General features: G+C 37.6%; 2 protein-coding genes. Both read right to left on the bottom strand.

What is annotated here, in order from left to right; all coding sequences use genetic code 11:
- Positions 1-1,570 (bottom strand): pertactin-like passenger domain-containing protein (locus tag GQO39_RS08025; RefSeq protein ID WP_305764574.1); only part of this gene is annotated, 1,570 nt, incomplete at its 3' end.
- Positions 1,571-1,960: 390 nt separating this feature from the next.
- Entirely contained in the window at positions 1,961-4,522 is a 2,562-nt protein-coding gene (gene bafA, locus GQO39_RS08020) for a BafA family autotransporter (RefSeq protein WP_156851702.1), read from the bottom strand.
- Positions 4,523-4,906 lie beyond the last annotated feature (384 nt).

Below are 4,906 nucleotides of genomic sequence, written 5' to 3'. Positions count from 1 at the left end.
GTGTAAAAGATTGATCCTGATTACTCGAACGCAAAATCATCTGATTGCCTAAAGACGAAGCATCTACAGAAACAATAGACTGCTGCTCGTGATTTTCTGAAGAAACAGAAAGCTGTGCTTCTCTCAAATGCCGTGGAGGTCTTAGTTTTGGTGCTTGGTTGCGCTTTCTTGTAGCATTAGTATTTCTATGAGACTGCGTACTTTTTTCCACATTCGTAGATGAAGAAACTGAAAAAGTAGTAACTTTGGGTTTCCTGCTTATGCGCAGAGAGGGAAACTCCGAAGAACTTGATCTACCATCTGCCATGCCTAAATACCAAGTTGTAGTACCACCACTAGACTCTGCGTCTCTTTCTCTTTTATACAAACCATACACAAAAGTCCCACCATCAACAGCTTCAATTGCCGTGCCAGCACTATTTGCCAGCGTAAAATTAGCTCCTCCGTTGGGACTCCTATCGGTAATTAACGGGATCTCAGTAACCAAACTATTGTTTTGTGAAAGAGGACCTGTAATTTCACGACCAGAATCAGAAACGCTTATTTTGTGATTACCTGTACCATTCTCAATGAATAAGTAATCGCTACTATCACCCGTAGCACTAATATTAAAATTAAAGTTTAAACTACCTGAAAGCCTCACAACATGAAGTGAAATATGGCGTGGATCATATGGAATAGAAGTAAAATTAACAGTACCTCCCTCCCCACTTAGATCCTCAATATAGATCTGAGATTTTTTTGTGTTATCCCGCTCACCAACCCCAAATAGCCACTCATCAGCCCTTCCTCCCACAGAAATTTTTTCTTTTTTGATATGATTTGTCCTATCACCGGCAAATAAATAAAGACATCCGCTATCATTGACCTCTATTTCCCCGATTAATTCCGCACCAACATGTACCCACGAGCTGGCAGAATTATTAATTTTTAGAGCATCGACAATACCACCAGGATACACTACTTGAACGGCACTATCACCTAAGGTAGTATTAATAGCCATTGCTTCTTCTAAAACGTGCTGCCTACCATTTCCAGAAACTGTGGTATTTTTTGCAAAACCACCACCATGTTTTTTACTCCCCATATAAAGATTTTGTTCTCCCCCTTGCATAACCTTTGTATTCCAAGCCCATGCTCCATCATACACATTCTGCTGTCCTACTACTCCATCCGTACCAGAAACTGTGACATCATATGCGCTACTTCGCTTCTCCATATTCGTAAAATCTGGAACACTTTTTTCTTCGAAAACTAGCTGCTTTCCACCTTGGATTTTAGTATTCATAGCAGTTCCTGCGCGCGTAACTATTTGCATCCCGCCTTTTTGAACAGTCGCTCCCACTGAAGTCCCATTATTATCAACAATCTCTACACCGCCATCGCCAATTATAATATTATTACTGAGCGGAAATGTAATCAGTGCTGAACCTTTTGGTACAGTTGTTCCCTTCGTTATATATTCCATACTTGTTAATTCTCTATTTTTTCTCTCAATCGCGCTTGCTATTTGCACAAGACAACTACTGATTATTAATACTGAGAAACCTAATTTGCATTTATGCCGCATATACACACTCCATTCTCAATTATCAGACAAATATCCCTCAACTACATAGACAGTCTATCTTAGATTGCGTCATAATGTGTTTTATTTATGTCTAAATGCACTTTTAGTGTGCAATTTATCTTTTTACAACTATAAATTGCAAAGTTGTAAAGCACTAGGAACTATTCCAGTCTGAAGCTGTATAACTTCACAAAATTCAAATTGTGCCCTTATGTTCAGGGCACAATTTACAAGACTTGCAATAATAAATGAAGAAACGATGGCACCTTTAACAGAGCACAAGATCATTCTCAATGTTTATATGCTCCCAAGAATGCATAGACAACATTCAATGTTTAATTCACGAAGACAATAAGATTTCTAAGATTAATTAGTGCGCAAAACACATATTTAGAAACTATAACGTAACCCTAAAATACCTTGAAGTGACTGCTTAATCTTATACCCTTTTAGATAATGCGCTTCCACATAAAATTTTAATTTTTCATTGACGAAACCGTTCAAACCAATTCCTAATTTACCCGCATTTCCAGACAAGTCTGTGATAAATTTATACTGGTTATTAATTGTCGTATGATTATTATTTACATTCTCACGTAACAAAGCTGCAGTAATGTAAGCCGTTAATGAAGTTTCTACACCAAAAATAAATTCATGCCCTGCTGTTAATCCGACTTCACTACGGAATGAAGTTAATGGACTTATATCACCTGCCATTCCATTAGAAAGCTTAATTTTTTTACCTTCAGTTTGCAAACCTGTTAGCTTGACATAAGGCTGCATCCAAGTGCTTTGTGCTGGCTCAAAACGACAGCCAATCTCAAATGCCCCACCTATCGCCCACTGATTATAATTGCCTTGGATGGCTAAACCATTTGTTGAAATAGCTTTTAGATTATCTCGATAATAGTTATATTTCAAAACCCCGTCCATATACCACCCGCGATTATCAAAGTAAGTTGCATAAGCTCCAACGCTATAACTGCTTATGTCGCTATCACCGCCTCGTACATGAGCAATGCGGACTTGATCATAACTACCAAAACCACCAATATACAAATCTCCATGCGTTAGCTCGTTCAATTGATCAGCACCAAATACTATACCTGTCTGTTCAAGCTTAAAATTTGTATGGTTTGTAGCAACACGTTCTCTGCTCTTAATCGCATAAGCCCACAGATCTGTATCTTTCCTGTGTTGGTCCAGAATTCCTCTTCCAGTACGCACAATTTCTAACTCATTATTAAAAATAAATCCAGAGGACACTGCTGTAGAGAGCACAGCATCAACTGAAGGAGTTGTTGATGCCCCACCACTAGATGGATCTATCAGATCGGGAGGTACAGGATCATCAATGCGGTCAGCTGACAAAAACCAAATTTTTCCATTTTCGTCCTTTCTCTGTTTCAAACCATACATATAGGTTCCACCATCTATGGCATTAATTTCTTCACCAGAGAGACCTGTCAAAGTAAAATGAGCTCCACCGCTTTGATCCGTAATTAAATCACGCTTATTTGAAGAAGGATCGGTGATTTCAACACCAGAATCAGCAACGCTTATTGTGTGATTACCTTTGCTCTTCTCAATGAAGAGATAATCACCACGGTTATGTGCAATAGTGGTATTGAACTCGAAGTGTAAACTTCCTGAAAGATCATTAACATGAAGCTGAGAGTAATACGGATCAGAGCCAGTAAAAGCAAAAATAACACTCCCCTGCCCACTTAATTTCTGAATGAGAGAGCTTTTTCCATCAAACTCATCAGTGATAGAGTATAGTCTTGTATCTTGTCCATTTAAAATAACATTTTCTGCTGTAGTACGATGTTGATCATTTCCAGCATAGAGATGAAGTTGTCCAGAATGGTTTACCAGTGTCTTACCTTCTAATGCTGCACCAGCATGCACAAATGATTTTGCTTTATCATTCATTGTTAGATTTTTTACTAACCCATCAGCATATATTTCCTGAATGGCAGTCTCGTTTAAAGAGACACCAATAGCCTTCCCTCCTTTTAAGATACGCTGTTTACCGCCATCAAAAATTTCTGTATCAAACGCAGATCCACCATTTTTTGCGCTTTGAGACTTTTTAGCAATCTCCTGTATCCCCCCTTGCATAACTTTCGTATTCCAAGTTATTCCTCCATCGTATATCTTTTGTTGCCCCAGTGTTTCATTTTGTCCATAAATTACAGTATTAGAAGCACTACTCCCTTTAATCTGCTCTCTAACAACACCTTCCCCGAAAACAAGCTGTTCACCACCATAAATTTTAGTTCCTTCTACTTTTCCTCCATTCTCAATCCTTTGCTGTCCCCCTTCCTTAACGACAGCATTTTTTGAAAAGCCTTGTTTTTTCTCCGAAGCCCGAACAATTTCAGTTCCACCATATTCAATTTTGCTATTTTCACTACGGCCTCCCGCATAAATATGGATTTCTCCACCATTTTTAACCGTGTTATTGATAGACAACCCTGGCTCATCCGTATCACCATCGTTTAAAAAGTGGCCTTGTCCATCATTATCGAATAAATGATTTTCCAATTTAGTTCCACTATTAATGAAAATGAGCTCTGAACTTTTAAGTATCGTAATATTCTTTTCTTGCGTATATGGTTCGACATTGCCAGCATTATTGCTTCCAAGCCCTTGCACTTTGCTGACCAATATTCCAGAGCTCTTATTCATGGAAACATCACTCAGATTTTCAAAAAAAACGGTCTCACCGCGCGTTTTTAAAATAACATCACGTTTAGACGCTCTAATCTTTCTGTATTTCTCTGTTATCAAGCCCTCCTTATACTGACTATAGAATGTTTTCTCATTTATACCATAGTCTGAAGGCTGATAAAAAAGTTGTACTCCTCTCTCACCTGCAGCTGCGGCTTGCACAAAACAGCTGCTGATCATGAGTGTACAACAGCTTAATTTCCATTTATATTGCATAACTATATCCTCCCCCCCTTCACGTCTGGGTAGACATTAAAGGTAATTAGATCTGCCTAATTTATTTTCAATCTAAAATTTTAAAAACTATCCTTAACAGTTTATTAATATTATAAAAAATCACCATTCTAGTTCCCTTGAACTTTTTGTTTCGTCTAGAGTATAAAGCAGTGCCTAAATTACTTTTCTAACAGTCGCCAAAAAATTTTTTATCTAAGAAAAAAGTAAGATATGAAAAAAGCACGCACTATAAAAATGTAGATTGTTATGAAAAATGCCTTTATATTTTTTCAAAAATTGTGTTCTGATCATCAAATATCTAGTTTACAAAAACGACTCTACATTTAAAGACGATCCGAGAACAAAGATACGCTCAAAAACTAT

This window comes from Bartonella refiksaydamii (genome assembly GCF_902652675.1).
Lineage (GTDB): Bacteria > Pseudomonadota > Alphaproteobacteria > Rhizobiales > Rhizobiaceae > Bartonella > Bartonella refiksaydamii.
This window is presented reverse-complemented; position numbering and strand designations above follow the sequence as displayed.